The following is a 14,893-nucleotide window of genomic DNA, read 5'->3' as shown; positions in this document are numbered from 1 at the left end:
TACCTGTTCTGTAATAAACGTGGCCATCGCATGAAAGTGCTGGTACATGATGGACTGGGCATCTGGCTGTGTGCCCGGCGGCTGGAACAGGGAAAATTCCACTGGGCTAAAGTTCACCAGGGTGAAAATGTAGCTCTCAGTCCAGAACAGTTACAGGCACTCATTCAGGGTTTACCTTGGCAACGCATTGGACGACAGCAGGTGGTGACGATGCTCTAAACTAGGCTGGTCCATTCTGCTATTCTCCAAACGTTCTATTTCCTCTGCGTCATGACCTCAGGCATACTGCGGTCATGAAAATGATGCCTGATTTAAGCCAACTGACCCATGAACAACTGCTGGAATTTACCCAGCAGTTGGCAATGCAGCATCAGTCTCTGGCACAATCAAATCAAGAATTAGAAAAATCAAACCAGCAATTGGATGCCAAAGTTCAACATCTTTCCATTCTCACGCAAAAATACGAGCATGAGCTCGCACTATTTAAACAGCACAAATTTGGCAGTAAAAACGAACATCTCACCGCAAAACAAATCCATCTATGGGACGAAGCGGTCGAAGAAGATATCGCAGCCGTTGATCTGGAATTAGAACGATTAAATGCAGATAAAACCGATGCAGCGACACAGAAAGCCACAGTCAACAAACCTAAACGTCGACTGCTGCCAGATCATCTACACACCATCCGTATTGAGCATGAACCTGCATCAACCCAATGCGCTTGTGGCTGCCAACTCCGTCGTATCGGCGAAGATATCAGTGAAAAACTGCATTTCAGACCGGCACAGTTCTATAAGGAACAGCATGTGCGTGGTAAATGGGTCTGTGATCAGTGTGACACCCTGACTCAGCAAGCGATGCCCGCCTATGTGATTGATAAAGGCATTGCTTCACCTGAACTGCTCAGCCATGTTTTGGTATCGAAATATGCCGATCATTTGCCGCTGTACCGTCAACGTCTGATCTATCAGCGGGCTGGCATTGATCTGTCCAGATCCACTTTATCTGACTGGATAGGTCGCTGCGGTGTAGAACTCGAACCTCTGGCCAATGCCTTAAAACAGGTGGTACTACAACAGCAGGTGCTGCATGCAGATGAAACACCGGTCACCATCATGCGGATGGGTGATGATGAGAAAAAACCGAAAAAAGGTTATGTCTGGGCCTATGCCACCACACAATACAATCCAGTTCAGGCAGTGATCTATGACTTTCAAGATAGTCGTTCAGGCGAGCATGCTGCAGAGTTCTTGAAAGGCTGGCAGGGCTATCTAGTCTGTGATGATTACAGTGGTTATAAAGCACGCTTTAAATCAGGCCAGGTCATAGAGGTGGGCTGCATGGCCCATGCACGTCGTAAATTCCATGAACTGCATGTGACCGGGAAAAGTCAGGTCGCTGAACAGGCATTGGTGCTGATTCAGAAACTGTATGCGATAGAAGCAGAACTCAGGAAAAAGACCGATAGTACAGCAGAACACCGCCGCGAATACCGACAACAGCACAGCCAACCGGTGATGCAACAACTGTATGAATGGCTCAACCAACATTATCTGACGGTGCCATCGAGTTCTCCAACCGCCAAGGCCATCAATTACAGTCTGAAGCGTTGGCCAGCCTTAAGCCGCTATCTGGATGATGGCAATCTACCGATTTGCAATAACTGGGTGGAAAACCAGATGCGCCCCTGGGCGTTGGGACGTAAGAACTGGTTATTTGCAGGTTCGCTGCGCAGCGGTCAGCGAGCAGCCAATATTATGACATTAATCCAGTCAGCAAAGCTGAATGGGCTGGATCCCTATGCCTATTTAAGTGATGTGCTGAAAAGGTTGCCGACACATAAAGTGACTCAGATTGAAGAATTGCTACCACACCGCTGGAAACCTAAATCGAATTAAAAAATAGGCATGGGGTTCAGCGGACGCTTACCTTTGATTGATTTTTTGGAGCAATTTATGTGTATAAGCTAAAATTTAGGTGAACAAATCCGTTGCTATTGTTTAATTATGACTTGTAGATACGAACTGATAATTAAGTTTATTTTCCATTCTTTATAAAATTTTAGCGCATTAAATATTTTAGAATTGCGCGTTAGCACTTTAACCCTCTGGATTACATTATTTATATTTCAATATTTAAGCTTTAATTGCTCGGCACTGTTTAAGTAACTGATGACAAGCAGAACGAATCATAGACGCTGTAATTTGAACCTCATTACCACGCTCATCCACGATATAACCTGAATGGATCGCTTTTGCTTCAACAACAGTTTTAAGACCACTTTTCATTACTGTTTTACTAACACCCATAGTACACCTCTTTTTGCTAAGCCATTTTCAAGTCCAATGCAGGAAAATGGCTTTGGCTATTTGATGTGTCTAGTATTCAAAATAACAGTTCAAAAGTAAAATCTCAGTTGTAACAAGTGTTTAACGATATTCTGTTACAATTTCAGCTCAGAATGATATCGTATTGCTCTTGCGTATATAAATTTTCCACTTGGAACTTGATCACACGGCTAATAAAGTGCTCTAAATCAGCTACCGCAGGTGCTTCAGCAGTTAACAATCGGTCAATCACCGACGGATGTGCCACCACGGTAAAACCACTTTGTGACTCATAAGCACGTGCATATCTCAAGATTTCACGGAAAATTTCATAGCAAACTGTTTCAGCCGTTTTCACATAACCACGCCCCTGACAGGTCGGGCAAGAATCACAAAGGAGATGCTCTAAAGATTCACGGGTGCGTTTCCGAGTCATTTCCACCAAACCCAGCTCAGACACTTGAGTGATCTTGGTTTTAGCATGATCGCGCTCAAGCATTTTCTCAAACTGGCTCATCACTTCTTCACGATGATGTGCTTCTTGCATATCAATGAAGTCAATAATGATAATCCCGCCCAAGTTACGTAGTCGGAGCTGACGTGCAATGACCTGTGTGGCTTCCATATTGGTTTTAAACACAGTGTCTTCAAGCGAACGACCACCAACGTAGGAGCCAGTATTGACATCAATCGTGGTCATCGCTTCAGTTTGATCGATCATCAGGTAGCCGCCAGACTTAAGTGCTACACGTGTCTGTAAGGCTTTCTGAATATCCTCTTCGACATTGTACAAGTCAAAAATTGGACGCTCACCTGGATAATGCAGTAAGCGATTTTGCATACTCGGTACAAATTCTTGGACAAACTCTTGCAATTTGCCATGTACTTCGCGTGAGTCGACCTGAATTTTAGACGTTTCTTCGTTGGCTAAATCACGGATGACGCGTTGTGGTAAAGGTAGCTCTTCAAAAATCAAAGATGGTACGACAATACTGCGTTGTTTACGTTGTATGTATTCCCACAGTTTTGCTAAATAGGCCATGTCCTGCGCAATTTCACATTCAGGAATACCTTCGGCAGCAGTACGAACGATGACTGAACCCGGTAAGTTGTGTTCCTTTTGAATGCGTTCAATCATGCTACGCAAGCGATCACGTTCTTCTTCAGACTCAATGCGCTGTGAAACACCGGTATGACTGCCATATGGCATTAAAACAAGGTAACGAGAAGGAATAGAAAGATCAGTTGATAGTCGTGCACCTTTGGTACCCAACATATCTTTCATGACTTGTACGGTGAGTACTTGCCCTGGTTGTAACAGCTCAAAAACATTCGGGGTTGGTTGATTGCGCTGCCAGACCATATCATTGATATGTAAAAAAGCCGTTCTCGACAATCCAATATCAATAAAAGCAGCCTGCATACCCGGAAGCACGCGAACAACTTTCCCTTTATAAATATTGCCCACTAACCCACGCTTCACGGTGCGTTCAACAAATAATTCATTGACCGTACCGTTTTGAATCAACGCCACACGACATTCCATCGGTGTGACGTTAATCAACAACTCGTCAGACATATCAAAACTCAAAACATTATAAAAATTCTTGTGTTGCAGCAGTTAATTTAATGCCTTAACTGTCTGTAATAACTGTACGGTTTCATGCAAAGGCAGCCCAACAACATTGCTGTAGCTCCCTTCAATACAAGGAATATAGCGCGCAGCAATTCCTTGAATAGCATAGGCTCCCGCCTTGCCGATTGGTTCACCTGTTGCCCAATAGCTTTCCATGTCAGCTAGACTTAGCGTTTGAAATTCAACCTGTGTACGCACTACTATACTGTATATTTGATCTTTTGTACTGACACAAACACCTGAAAACACATCATGTTTTCGTCCAGAGATCATTTCCCACATAGAAAAAGCATGTGCTTTCGACGCTGGTTTTCCTAAAATGTGCTCATCAACGCCTAAACTGGTATCGGCGGCAATAACGATAGCATCAGGGAATTGTTGTTGTACTGCGCAAGCTTTGGCACGTGCTAAACGCTCTACATAATCCGCTACAGGTTCTCCTTCCAACACGGACTCATCAATATCTGGACTGAAAATGTCAAATTCCAGACCCAATTGTTGCAAAAGTTCGCGTCGTCGAGGAGAACTCGAAGCTAAAATTATATGCGCCATTTTCTCAGGAAGTAATAAATGATTGGCCAAATGAGTAAGCTAGTAACAATTGGCTGCCAATGGCGAGCAAATGAAAACTGTGCCCCACCCATCACTTGAACAATCCACACAAACAGTAAATGCGCGAAAATTGCCATTGCAGCAATAATCCATAAATTACCAAATGTGAGGATACGACGTTCACGGGTTAAAAAGCGTGTCACAAATGCAATGACCACAAAACTCAGTGCGTTCATGCCAAAAGGCGCATCAGTTAATAAGTCGGTAAATAGACCTGTGGCAAATGCAAACCAAACACCGCACCATGTCGGCTGACAGAGTACCCAAAATAGCATGATCATCATCATGAATAATGGGCGCCAACCCGATAGGTCATAAGAAAGCGGATACACCATCAGCACGGATGCCAAAATGATGGAAAAGATAATCGGAAATAATGGGTCGCGCTCTGTATGACGACTAAGCTTAGCGAGTGACATGCGGTTGCTCCATCGCTAAAGAATCGGAAAATAGCACAACCACATGATGACCACCTGCCAATTGGGCAGCAGGATTGATATCAATTTGGGCAAATTCACCGCTATTGTGACGACTGACTTTCGACACTGTACCCACCAAATAACCCGCTGGGAAATGTGCCCCTAGACCTGAGCTATAGACTTTTTCACCGACTTTGATATTCGCACTGGTTGGCACGTATTCCATCTTAAGTCGACCTAAGTCACCTGTACCCGTAACGATTGCGCGCATACCAGTATGTTCCAGACGCACAGATAAAGAGTGCTCTTTGTCTGAGAGCAACATGACACGGCTACTATGCGGGTAAACATTGATAATTTGCCCCATAATGCCCTTGTCATCGAGTACAGTTTGTCCCACTTTAAGCTGACTGCTGGCTCCACGGTTAATCACAATAATATGACGTAAGGGATCAGCATCAGTACCAATGACTTCGGCAATCTCCATACGACCATCAATGATGAGTGGTGTATCGAGTAGTCCACGTAGTCGAGTATTTTCAGCAGAAAGTTCAGAAAGTTTCTGTAAACGGACTTGAGCCTGAATTAACTCTGCTTGCATCGCGGTATTTTCACGACGTAATTGAGCTTCAGACTTGGTTTGTTGATTCAGCCATTCTCGCGATAACACTGGATAGCTTGCAAGGGCATAAATTGGATTATATGCCGCATACAAGACGTCTCTGGCCGGTTGAATTACATGTGGCATGCGCCAATCAAAGAAAAGCACCACCAAGCATGTAATCACCGCAATGATAAATGAGCGAAAAGATGGCGGTTGTCTTGAAAACAGTTGCGTTTGCACCCGCCGAGTCCTTTTCTTAGCCTACAAATAACATGTCATGATTAGGGTTATCGAAGAATTCGAGAACCTTACCGCCACCACGTGTAACACATGATAGTGGATCTTCTGCAACCACCACAGGAAGACCTGTCTCTTTTGCAAGAAGCTTATCAAGATTGCGAAGTAATGCACCACCACCAGTCAACACAATACCGCGTTCTGCGATGTCTGAAGACAACTCAGGTGGAGTTTGCTCTAGTGCAGATTTAACCGCAGCCACAATGTTTTGCAGTGGATCAGAAATCGCTTGAGTCACTTCATCAGAAGTTACGGTAATCGCACGAGGTACACCTTCAGCCAAGTTACGACCACGGACTTCGATTTCCAAAGGTTTTGCACCTTCTTCTGGAAGCGCCATACCAACTTCTTTTTTGATGTTTTCTGCAGTGGTTTCACCAATCACACAACCATGTGCTTTACGCACGTAGTTAATGATTTGTTCATCAAATACATCACCACCGATACGTAGTGAGTCTGCATAGACACAACCTTGAAGTGAAATGATCGCGATTTCAGTTGTACCACCACCAACATCGACAACCATCGAACCACAAGCTTGCTCAACAGGCATACCTGCACCAATTGCAGCAGCCATTGGCTCTTCAATTAAGCGAACTTCACGTGCACCTGCATTGTATACAGCTTCACGGATTGCACGGCGTTCCACCAACGTCGATTTACATGGCACACACACCACGACACGTGGTGCAGGTTGGAATAAACGCTTTTCATACCCTTTGGTAATAAAACGATTCAACATGGTTTCAGTGACTTCAAAGTCTGCAATCACCCCATCTTTCATCGGACGGATGGCAGAAATATTGGCTGGTGTACGGCCCAACATTTGTTTTGCATCAAGACCGACCGCAGCAACGATTTTTTCTGAGCCACTATGACGGATCGCCACAACCGTCGGCTCATTTAAAATGATGCCTCGTCCTGGCGCATAAATAAGTGTATTTGCAGTGCCTAAATCAATGGCAAGATCCGGCGAAAACAAGCCAATTAGTCGTTTTAGAATCACGGGGACGTTCTCAGTTAAACTTTTATATGGACGCAAGGTGGCAACTTTAACTAAATGTGATGATTTGAACAAGTCAATCGCTTATTATAAGCCACGATATTTTGAATTTTTTTAATACTGATTAGGTAATGTTATGTCTACATCGGATGCACAGCATTCTGCAGATCTAAATGCACAAACAGTTTCAGCGATTGCCCATCTGGCTCGATTGTCGCTAGATGAAGCGCAATCTGCTGACTATGCTCAAAGTTTAAATAAAATTTTAGGCATGATGGAAACCCTGAAAGGCATCGATACTGACGGTGTTGAACCACTAAAAAGTCCATTCGACAATCCACAGCCGTTACGTGAAGACGTGGTATCTGAGACCAATCATCGCGAAGCATATCAAGCAGTTGCTCCTGCCGTACAGGATGGCTTGTACCTTGTTCCGCGTGTGATTGAATAATTTTTATTCAGATCAACATTTTTTCAAATTAAACGTAAAGAAATATTTCTCATGACAGATTTACATCACTTATCAATTCGTGAATTGTCTGAAGGTTTGGCTGGCGCTAAATTTTCTTCACGCGAATTGACTGAACACTATTTAAAACGCATTGAAAAAATCGATGCTCAAGTCAAGTCATACGTGACCGTGACAGCTGAACAAGCACTTGCGCAAGCAGATGCGGCTGATGCTGCAATTAAAGCGGGCAATGCAACTGCGTTGACTGGTGTACCAATTGCACATAAAGATATTTTCTGTACCCAAGGCATTAAAACCACTGCTGGTTCTAAAATGCTGGACAATTTTATCTCTCCTTACGACGCGACCGTTGTAGCGAAAGGTAAAGCTGCGGGCCTTGTCACTTTAGGTAAAGTGAACATGGATGAATTCGCCATGGGTTCAACCTCTGAAAATTCATTTTATGGCGCAACGGCTAACCCTTGGAACTTAAATCATGTTCCAGGTGGTTCTTCAGGCGGTTCTGCTGCTGCGGTAGCGGCTGATCTTGCGCCGTTCGCAACAGGTACAGATACAGGCGGTTCAATCCGTCAACCTGCATCTTTCTGTGGTTTGACTGGCCTTAAACCGACTTACGGTCGTGTTTCACGTTTCGGTATGATCGCGTATGCATCATCTTTAGACCAAGGCGGCCCAATGGCACGTTCGGCTGAAGACTGTGCTTACCTCATGAACGTGATGGCAGGTCATGATGCGAAAGATTCAACTTCTGTTGAAAAAGACGTAGATAACTACGTAGCAAACTTAAACGGCACTTCTGTAAAAGGTTTACGCATTGGTATTCCTAAGCAGTACTTTAATGTTGCTGGTTTAGATGCAAACGTCAAAGCACGCGTTGAAGAATCACTGAAAAAGTTAGAAGAAATGGGCGCAACATTGGTTGAGATTGATCTCACCATGACGGATGCTTATGTTCCAACTTACTACCTGATTGCTCCTGCTGAAGCATCTTCAAACTTACAGCGTTTTGATGGTGTACGTTATGGTTACCGCTGTGAAAATCCTGTGGACTTAATGGACTTGTACAAACGTTCACGTTCTGAAGGTTTTGGTAAAGAAGTTCAGCAACGTATCTTGATTGGTACATACGCGCTTTCTGCGGGTTACTACGATGCTTATTATGTGAAAGCACAAAAAGTACGCCGTTTAATCCAACAAGATTTCTTAAAAGCATTTGAATCTGTAGACGTGATTGCTGCTCCTGCTGCACCAACGACTGCGTACAAGATTGGTGCAAACTTATCTCCTGTAGAAATGTACTTGGGTGACATTTACACCATCGCGGTGAACTTGGCAGGTCTTCCTGCGATTAACGCGCCTGTTGGTTTTGACAAAGACAACTTGCCTGTTGGCTTACAGCTGATTGGTAACTACTGGTCAGAATCTCAATTGTTGTCTGTTGTGCATCAGTACCAACAAGCAACCGATTGGCATACACAACGCGCTGCAATTGCTGAGGAGAATGCATAATGTCTAAAAACGCTGCTAAACCAAAATCTAACCTGATTGATGGTTGGGAAGTCGTTATTGGTATTGAGATTCACACTCAGCTTGCGACCAATACCAAAATTTTCTCAGGTTCATCTACCACATTTGGTCAAGACCCAAATACACAAGCGAGCCTTGTAGATTTGGCAATGCCGGGCGTATTGCCAGTATTGAACAAAGAAGTGGTTGATCTTGCGATCCGCTTTGGTTTGGGTATTGATGCTTACATCGACCAAGCATCTGTGTTTGCACGTAAAAACTACTTCTACCCTGACTCTCCAAAAGGCTACCAAATCAGCCAAATGGATAACCCGATTGTGGGCTTGGGTCATATCGACATCCAACTTGAAGATGGCACGGTTAAACGCATTGGAGTAACACGTGCGCACCTTGAGGAAGATGCTGGTAAATCAATCCATGACCAATTTGAAGGCATGTCAGGCATCGACTTAAACCGTGCAGGTACACCTTTACTTGAGATCGTATCTGAACCTGATATGCGTTCTGTAGAAGAAGCTGTTGCCTACATTAAAGCGATTCACACTCTGGTACGTTGGTTAGGCATTTCTGACGGCAACATGGCTGAAGGTTCATTCCGTGCCGACTGTAACGTGTCTTTACGCCGTCCGGGTCAACCATTCGGTACACGTTGTGAATTGAAAAACCTGAACTCATTCCGTTTCATTGAACAAGCGATCAATGTTGAAATTGAACGTCAAATGGAAATTCTAGAATGGGATGGCACCATTGACCAAGAAACGCGTTTGTTCGACCCTGTGAAGATGGAAACCCGGTCAATGCGTTCTAAAGAAGAAGCGAACGATTACCGCTACTTCCCTGATCCAGACTTATTGCCTGTGGTGATTCCAGATGCGCAAATCGAAGCGATTAAAGCGCAAATGCCTGAGCTTCCTGCGGCTCGTCGTGCACGTTTCGTGACTGACTTTGGTGTGACTGAATATGACGCTCACGTGCTTACATTGAGTCGTGAAATGTCAGAATTTTACGAAGAAGTTGTCGCTGCTGCTGGCGGCGCTGCTCAAGGTAAGATTGCGGCAAACTGGGTGATGGGTGAATTCTCAGGTGCTTTAAACAAAGCTGGCCTAGACCTTGCGGATTCCCCTGTTTCTGCGGAAAAACTGGGTGGCATGATCGCGCGTATTGTTGATAACACCATTAGCGGTAAGATCGCGAAACAAGTGTTTGGCTTTATGTGGGAAGAAGGAAAAACTGCAGACGAAATTATTGCGGAAAAAGGCTTGAAACAGGAAACTGATACAGGCGCGATTGAAGCAATTATTAAAGAAGTACTTGCTGCCAATGAGAAGATGGTTGAAGAGTATAAATCTGGTAAAGAGAAAGCCTTTAACGGTCTAGTTGGTCAAGTGATGAAAGCATCACGTGGTAAAGCGAACCCTGCACAAGTGAATGAATTGATGAAGAAATTGATTGGTTGATTTACAGCATAGTTAATTAAATCTGTGTTATAAAAACCTCGCAAATTGCGGGGTTTTTTATTACAAGTAGGCACTTATGAAATCTATTCAACAAATTGAAGTATTAAATTTATATGGTTTTCTAAATCACACGGCTTTGTTGCACAAAGATTTGAAATGCAAAGCGCACCTAATTGAGCTAAATTTAAGGCGTAACTTGGGTAAGTGGTCGACCTAATTCCGTAAATCTGTTAAGGACTGCTACACGTGCATGGATCTCATTCACTTGGCTATCAAAACTCCTTGCACTGAGTTTATCTCCTAATAATTTGATGCAATGCATCTTAGTTTCAACCAAACTTCGCCGATGATAGCCTGACCATTTTTTCCATAGTGTCCTGCCTAAACGTTTAATTGTTCGAAGTAATTCATTTCGCTCTAGCGAGCTACTCTTTGTATCTTTCCATGGTTTCGCATTTTTTCTAGGTGGAATCACCGCATGCGCTTGCCGATCTGCAATGACCTGACGGCATTGCTTGGTGTCATAAGCTCCATCGGTATAAACAGAGTTAATCTGCTCATCTTGTGGAATCTGATTAAGTAAATCACCAAGCACCTGTGAATCACTGACATTATTGGTTGTAAGCTGAACTGCTCGTATTTGTAGGGTTTTAGCATCTATACCAATATGAAGTTTACGCCATTGGCGACGATATGAAACTTCATGCCTGTAGAGTCCATGAGTAGATGCAGCCCATCGCTACTTTTTTGGTAGCTGATTACAATATCAATATGCTTTTGTCTTCTACAAAGCGTGGTGTAATCTGGAGCTATCCAATTTAATCCGCAAAGTTTAATCAGACTTTGCACAAAGCCAGTGACCATACGTAAAGATAGACGGAATAAGGATTTAATCATTAAGCAGCATTGGATAGCTGCGTCGGAGTAGGTTTGATTTCGCCCTTGTTTGCCTTTTGATGGCGCATACCATTGCGTAGCAGGATCAAACCAAAGGGCAATATTTCCGCGACTCATGAGTGCTCGGTTATATGCGGGCCAATTGGTTGTGCGGTAGATTTTGTGTGTAGGCTTCTTCATTTGAAAATTATATCGCTGAAAAAGCCTTTACAGATAGGTTTGTGCAACAAAGCCTGTCATATCTGTTTATCTACTACTTCCAATAACTTTTGGCTTAGATTTATTTAGCTTCCCAAGTAACTGGAAATAAGATCATTTAAACCGTAAAAGTCTCCCTTTAAAAAAGGGAGACTTTGCCATCTGATCAATTTAATATGCGAGGTTCCCTCCCCTGAGCAAGTTTTAAAGCATTGCTTCATAGGGGAGAAGTACCTCTAAAAACAAAGTGCAAGTGATCGTTGAAAAAGGATTATTATTTATGCTATAAAATCAAAAACATCAAAGAAAAACAAAAATGACGCCTGAACTTTTACTCTTTATCATTCAGATCGCCATTGGCATATTTGCGCTGATCATCATCATTTTGCTATTGATTCCAAAATGCCGTAAGTGGCTCTCTGAAATGCAACCAGAACCTCGCAGAAAACAGCGAGGACTAGGATTTGCTAATGGAATAGAAGTTATTTTCTATCCCATTTATTGGCTGATTAAAATCATCGCTGCCATCTTCAGATAAGCCCGACAGATACCTTATTTCCCTCTGATCGAACCCAACTTATTCCAGATATCCGGTGTCAAAAACGTGGTGATTAGCTTATTCAAATCCACATAACGCAGCACACCTTTCAGCTGATTATTCACTTCCGGATTTTTTAAAATTTCCTCACCTGTACTACGACCTAAAGCCTGAAAGCTATTACCCACCGCTTCCAAACCTTCTGCCTGAATCACTGCCTTAGTTTGTGCCGAACATTGCTCAACCAAGATGCGCTGTAATACCGATGCCAGATTCTTATCCAGACTTTCCTTCTGCTGAGCAGACACATTACTAAATGCTTTCAGGTCTGGATGTGCAGCCAAAGCCACAAAGGTCCATTGCATTACAGCAGTTTTATCGGCAATTGTGGTGGACTTCTCCAAACAGTCACTCAACTGATCGACCGTTGGTCCTGCATTTGCCATTTGCACTGTTCCCAACAAGGCAGTTACCATCAGCGTAGAACGAACAATTTTAGAAAATCTGTGGCGTACAGGGGAAACACAGCGTGACATAAGCAAACTCCATTAACAGTCTGTTCTTTGTACCACAAAGCATGACAGTTCATCTGTTATTACATTGCAAAATCAACCTGATTTTTAACCTGTTTCTTGTTGCCTGATCTTGGACCTATCTAGCTACGACTAAAGTGAACAATAAGCGTCTTAAATCCACAATCTGCCTGTGCTATGGTGAATAAAAACAAATTTCTCATATAAATCATAGAGAATTAGAGGGTAACAACATGTCTAAACAAATTCTGATGCTGGTTGGCGACTATGCCGAAGACTATGAAACCATGGTGCCATTCCAGTTTTTAACTGGTCTGGGCTATACCGTACATGCAGTCTGTCCAGACAAAAAAGCTGGTGACACAGTGGCAACTGCTATACACGACTTTGAAGGTGACCAGACCTATAGCGAAAAACGCGGCCATAACTTTGCCATTAACTATGACTTTAGTACGGTAAATACCGAAGACTATGTTGGTCTGGTGATCCCAGGTGGTCGTGCACCGGAATACCTGCGCATGAATAATCGTGTAATCGAAATCGTACGTGAATTTGACAGTGTGAAAAAACCAATTGCAGCCGTGTGTCATGGCGCACAGATCCTTGCAGCAGCAGATGTACTCAAAGGCCGCACCTGTTCCGCTTACCCGGCTTGTGCCGCTGAAGTCAAATTGGCAGGCGGACAGTATGCCGATATTGCAGTCACGGATGCAGTGACCGACGGTCATTTAGTTACTGCTCCTGCTTGGCCTGCTCACCCTGCGTGGATGGCGCAATTTGTTAAAGCATTAGGCGCGACGATTACCATTTAATGCTTGAGTCACGAAACTAAAACGCATTGGATCATCATCCATTTAGGGTGAATCCATAAAAAATGCTCCTTGTATAAAAGGAGCATTTTTTATTTACTCAAAATAAAATTAACGAACCACACCTAACTTATTCCAAATTTCTGGGGTTAAAAATTTAGTCACCAATTTATTCAAATCGACATAACGCAGTACGCCTTGTAATTGTTGTTTAATTTCAGGCGTCTTTAATATTTCATCCCCTGTGATACTACCAAGCTCTTGAAAACTTTCGCCTACAGCCTGTAGACCGTCGGCTTTAATTACGGCCTGCGTTTGCGTAGAACATTGCTCAACCAAGATTCGTTGCATGACCTGCGCCAAATTTTTATCGAGTTGCGTTTTTTGCGCATCACTGACATTACTGTACTGTTTTAAATCTGGATGTGCTGCCAATGCAGAAAAGGTCCATTGTAAAACCGCCTTTTTATCCGCCGCAGTAGTCGATTTCACTAAACATTGACTGAGCTGATCGACCGTCGGACTCGCCAAACTCACCTGAGTCGTTCCGAGCATCATGAGCGTCAATAAAGCCAAACCTGTTGGTCGTGAAAAACGTAGATGTAATTTTTTAGATAAACCGTAAGCCATAGACCAAACTCCCAAAACTTGAGTCACCTTTGTATCATGAAGTGCTGTATTTGCTGTTTGGTCTATGTAACTCAACTATTCATTTTTGCTAGTCGGTGCATAGATGAGAGGATGAATCGTTGGCCTTCTATTCCAATACCAGTAAAAATGTCCATGGGTATCGAGCAAACTATGGGTGGTCAATGTCGATTTATTGCTATCCCCTCGCCAACATGCAAGTGCTGCATTACGGTTATTATGTAGGTCAATAAACTCAGGATTCGAATATTTGGGTTTCGCAGGAATATATAAAGCATCTCCGGGATTAACCCATAAATCTGCCAAGTAAATCTTGCCTAGATTTGGAAAATAGCGCCCTACTGAGATGACCAGTGGCAGTTGATCTTGATCGGTCGAGCAAAAAATATGCGGAAAGTCATGATGTTCTAAATCAGTAGCCACATAAGGAAATAAGGTTTTTCCACTACAGTCAGGCTTACCGCCATCTAGATAGGCAAAACAATGACCTGCCATCATGCCGTATTCATAATGAATCTCTGACAGTCGTTTTTGATTTGAATGAATCTGAATCGCTTCACCTGCCTGAACTAAGGTGATACCAAAAGCTGCCGCGGTTTCTTTGCTTGCCACCAATGGCATAAACTCGAAGTGTTGCCCTTCAAATTCAAGCTCCGTTTGCTCCCCACAATTGGTAATTTTAGTCGAAATTTCAGAAGGAACCGCGTAGGCATTTCCCATCGTCATTTGCGTATTGGTAGTTGACTCGGTAATTAAATGAATCCCTGACCCAAGTGATGCTAAATATGTTGGATGCCCACGATCATTCAAAAAGAAGGGTGTTTGCTCGATATTGACTGTAATCTCTGTTAATTCTCGGTCAAATAATGGTGCATTAAAATAAGTTTCATTTACTGAACTCATGGTTTTTCCTTAT

16 protein-coding genes and 1 pseudogene are annotated in these 14,893 nt (G+C 43.2%); 7 read left to right on the top strand and 10 right to left on the bottom strand.

Going from position 1 to position 14,893, the window contains the following annotated elements:
• Both tnpB and FTT94_RS07505 read left to right on the top strand, forming a co-directional pair.
• Positions 1–219, top strand: a 219-nt coding sequence (tnpB, locus tag FTT94_RS07510; RefSeq protein ID WP_180107447.1) for an IS66 family insertion sequence element accessory protein TnpB, incomplete at its 5' end; no start/stop codon positions are given.
• 74 nt (positions 220–293) lie between these two features.
• Positions 294–1,898: an IS66 family transposase gene (locus FTT94_RS07505; RefSeq protein ID WP_180170517.1), complete on the top strand. Its 1,605-nt coding sequence runs from the start codon at positions 294–296 to the stop codon at positions 1,896–1,898.
• A gap of 237 nt (positions 1,899–2,135) precedes the next feature.
• Here FTT94_RS07505 and FTT94_RS07500 read toward each other — a convergent pair whose 3' ends face one another.
• The 6 genes from FTT94_RS07500 to FTT94_RS07475 all read right to left on the bottom strand — a co-directional run bounded on the left by FTT94_RS07500 (position 2,136) and on the right by FTT94_RS07475 (position 6,901).
• On the bottom strand, positions 2,136–2,309 hold the full coding sequence (locus FTT94_RS07500; protein ID WP_168379036.1) for a PA1571 family protein: 174 nt from the start codon (positions 2,307–2,309) through the stop codon (positions 2,136–2,138).
• 142 nt (positions 2,310–2,451) lie between these two features.
• Positions 2,452–3,906 carry a ribonuclease G gene (gene rng, locus FTT94_RS07495; protein WP_111885603.1) on the bottom strand — a complete coding sequence of 485 codons (1,455 nt, stop codon included), beginning with the start codon at positions 3,904–3,906 and terminating at the stop codon, positions 2,452–2,454.
• 42 nt (positions 3,907–3,948) lie between these two features.
• A complete protein-coding gene (locus FTT94_RS07490) occupies positions 3,949–4,515 on the bottom strand; it encodes a Maf-like protein (RefSeq protein WP_180040412.1) in 567 nt (188 codons plus the stop codon).
• The gene (gene mreD, locus FTT94_RS07485) at positions 4,503–4,994 is read right to left on the bottom strand and encodes a rod shape-determining protein MreD (protein ID WP_180040414.1); all 492 of its coding nucleotides are present in this window, start codon (positions 4,992–4,994) and stop codon (positions 4,503–4,505) included. The genes FTT94_RS07490 and mreD overlap by 13 nt, the downstream gene beginning before the upstream one ends.
• Complete coding sequence (gene mreC / locus FTT94_RS07480; protein ID WP_180022294.1) at positions 4,981–5,838, bottom strand: rod shape-determining protein MreC; 858 nt, start codon at positions 5,836–5,838, stop codon at positions 4,981–4,983. The genes mreD and mreC overlap by 14 nt, the downstream gene beginning before the upstream one ends.
• A 16-nt stretch (positions 5,839–5,854) precedes the next feature.
• Entirely contained in the window at positions 5,855–6,901 is a 1,047-nt protein-coding gene (locus tag FTT94_RS07475) for a rod shape-determining protein (RefSeq protein ID WP_180004320.1), read from the bottom strand.
• A gap of 133 nt (positions 6,902–7,034) precedes the next feature.
• Between FTT94_RS07475 and gatC the strand changes: the two genes are divergently transcribed.
• The 3 genes from gatC to gatB are packed head-to-tail and all read left to right on the top strand — an operon-like array spanning position 7,035 to position 10,354.
• Complete coding sequence (gatC, locus tag FTT94_RS07470) at positions 7,035–7,349, top strand: Asp-tRNA(Asn)/Glu-tRNA(Gln) amidotransferase subunit GatC (protein ID WP_078189985.1); 315 nt, start codon at positions 7,035–7,037, stop codon at positions 7,347–7,349.
• Positions 7,350–7,400: 51 nt separating this feature from the next.
• Positions 7,401–8,879: an Asp-tRNA(Asn)/Glu-tRNA(Gln) amidotransferase subunit GatA gene (gene gatA / locus FTT94_RS07465; RefSeq protein ID WP_180170516.1), complete on the top strand. Its 1,479-nt coding sequence runs from the start codon at positions 7,401–7,403 to the stop codon at positions 8,877–8,879.
• A complete protein-coding gene (gene gatB / locus FTT94_RS07460) occupies positions 8,879–10,354 on the top strand; it encodes an Asp-tRNA(Asn)/Glu-tRNA(Gln) amidotransferase subunit GatB (RefSeq protein WP_180170515.1) in 1,476 nt (491 codons plus the stop codon). Before gatA ends, gatB begins: the two co-directional genes overlap by 1 nt.
• A gap of 184 nt (positions 10,355–10,538) precedes the next feature.
• Here gatB and FTT94_RS07455 read toward each other — a convergent pair.
• Positions 10,539–11,368 (bottom strand): annotated as a pseudogene (locus tag FTT94_RS07455) (IS5 family transposase).
• Positions 11,369–11,765: 397 nt separating this feature from the next.
• Between FTT94_RS07455 and FTT94_RS07450 the strand changes: the two are divergent.
• The gene (locus FTT94_RS07450; protein ID WP_180010076.1) at positions 11,766–11,987 is read left to right on the top strand and encodes a hypothetical protein; all 222 of its coding nucleotides are present in this window, start codon (positions 11,766–11,768) and stop codon (positions 11,985–11,987) included.
• Positions 11,988–12,001: 14 nt separating this feature from the next.
• Here the strand turns inward: FTT94_RS07450 and FTT94_RS07445 are convergent, their stop codons facing one another.
• Positions 12,002–12,523, bottom strand: coding sequence for a hypothetical protein (locus tag FTT94_RS07445; RefSeq protein ID WP_180010075.1), 522 nt, complete (start codon positions 12,521–12,523; stop codon positions 12,002–12,004).
• A 230-nt stretch (positions 12,524–12,753) separates the two neighbouring features.
• Here FTT94_RS07445 and FTT94_RS07440 point away from each other — a divergent pair, with 230 nt between their 5' ends.
• The gene (locus FTT94_RS07440) at positions 12,754–13,332 is read left to right on the top strand and encodes a DJ-1/PfpI family protein (RefSeq protein ID WP_180065307.1); all 579 of its coding nucleotides are present in this window, start codon (positions 12,754–12,756) and stop codon (positions 13,330–13,332) included.
• A 108-nt stretch (positions 13,333–13,440) separates the two neighbouring features.
• Here FTT94_RS07440 and FTT94_RS07435 read toward each other — a convergent pair whose 3' ends face one another.
• Together FTT94_RS07435 and FTT94_RS07430 are read right to left on the bottom strand one after the other, a co-directional pair.
• Complete coding sequence (locus tag FTT94_RS07435; protein ID WP_257222277.1) at positions 13,441–13,887, bottom strand: hypothetical protein; 447 nt, start codon at positions 13,885–13,887, stop codon at positions 13,441–13,443.
• 147 nt (positions 13,888–14,034) lie between these two features.
• Positions 14,035–14,880, bottom strand: a complete 846-nt coding sequence (locus tag FTT94_RS07430; RefSeq protein WP_180170514.1) for a hypothetical protein — start codon at positions 14,878–14,880, stop codon at positions 14,035–14,037.
• Between the last annotated feature and the right edge of the window lie 13 nt (positions 14,881–14,893).

This window comes from Acinetobacter sp. YH12027, from assembly GCF_013420085.1.
Lineage (GTDB): Bacteria > Pseudomonadota > Gammaproteobacteria > Pseudomonadales > Moraxellaceae > Acinetobacter > Acinetobacter amyesii.
The sequence above is the reverse complement of the archived record's forward strand: the minus strand, read 5'-3'. Positions and strand labels throughout refer to the sequence as shown.

Bases quoted from the DNA above. Each gene is read 5' to 3' on its own strand.
- FTT94_RS07490 (WP_180040412.1), bottom strand. From the start codon at position 4,515: ATGGCGCATATAATTTTAGCTTCGAGTTCTCCTCGACGACGCGAACTT.
- FTT94_RS07505 (WP_180170517.1), top strand. From the start codon at position 294: ATGAAAATGATGCCTGATTTAAGCCAACTGACCCATGAACAACTGCTG.
- FTT94_RS07435 (WP_257222277.1), bottom strand. From the start codon at position 13,887: ATGATGCTCGGAACGACTCAGGTGAGTTTGGCGAGTCCGACGGTCGAT.
- FTT94_RS07500 (WP_168379036.1), bottom strand. From the start codon at position 2,309: ATGGGTGTTAGTAAAACAGTAATGAAAAGTGGTCTTAAAACTGTTGTT.
- rng (WP_111885603.1), bottom strand. From the start codon at position 3,906: ATGTCTGACGAGTTGTTGATTAACGTCACACCGATGGAATGTCGTGTG.
- FTT94_RS07450 (WP_180010076.1), top strand. From the start codon at position 11,766: ATGACGCCTGAACTTTTACTCTTTATCATTCAGATCGCCATTGGCATA.
- mreD (WP_180040414.1), bottom strand. From the start codon at position 4,994: ATGTCACTCGCTAAGCTTAGTCGTCATACAGAGCGCGACCCATTATTT.
- FTT94_RS07430 (WP_180170514.1), bottom strand. From the start codon at position 14,880: ATGAGTTCAGTAAATGAAACTTATTTTAATGCACCATTATTTGACCGA.
- FTT94_RS07445 (WP_180010075.1), bottom strand. From the start codon at position 12,523: ATGTCACGCTGTGTTTCCCCTGTACGCCACAGATTTTCTAAAATTGTT.
- gatB (WP_180170515.1), top strand. From the start codon at position 8,879: ATGTCTAAAAACGCTGCTAAACCAAAATCTAACCTGATTGATGGTTGG.
- FTT94_RS07440 (WP_180065307.1), top strand. From the start codon at position 12,754: ATGTCTAAACAAATTCTGATGCTGGTTGGCGACTATGCCGAAGACTAT.
- gatC (WP_078189985.1), top strand. From the start codon at position 7,035: ATGTCTACATCGGATGCACAGCATTCTGCAGATCTAAATGCACAAACA.
- gatA (WP_180170516.1), top strand. From the start codon at position 7,401: ATGACAGATTTACATCACTTATCAATTCGTGAATTGTCTGAAGGTTTG.